At 56.2% G+C, this 384-nt stretch carries 1 pseudogene; it reads right to left on the bottom strand.

Annotated elements, in window-relative coordinates:
* Positions 1-373 (bottom strand): annotated as a pseudogene (locus HFP54_RS25115) (IS4 family transposase); the annotation flags it as partial.
* Between the last annotated feature and the right edge of the window lie 11 nt (positions 374-384).

Raw genomic sequence — 384 nt, forward strand, 5'->3', positions numbered from 1 at the left:
GCGACGGCTTATCCAAGTGGATCGTGTGATCGTCTTGGCCGTAACGGATACCGGTTCGAAAATCACTCTTGCGAAGTTGGTGCTTGCGGACGACCACATGGGCACCACGGGACATCAATCGAGCCATGTCGAACCAACTCGAATAGGCCCGATCAGCCAGGAAAACGTCGTCTTTTTGTATGATCTGGTCGACTTCGCGAAACAAGCTTACTTCCGCTGTTAGCTTGCCTCGATACTTGCCCATCGCCGTTTCGAGCACCACGCCGGTGGACAACGCAAAGAGCACAACGACCCGCATGATCGGGAAACCGCAACCGACCGCTTGGCCGCGTTGCTGAGGATACTCGGCTTGGTTTTCGGGCGTGTCGGCCATCGTGATCGTCG

The organism is Crateriforma spongiae (genome assembly GCF_012290005.1).
In the GTDB taxonomy this organism is placed as follows: domain Bacteria; phylum Planctomycetota; class Planctomycetia; order Pirellulales; family Pirellulaceae; genus Crateriforma; species Crateriforma spongiae.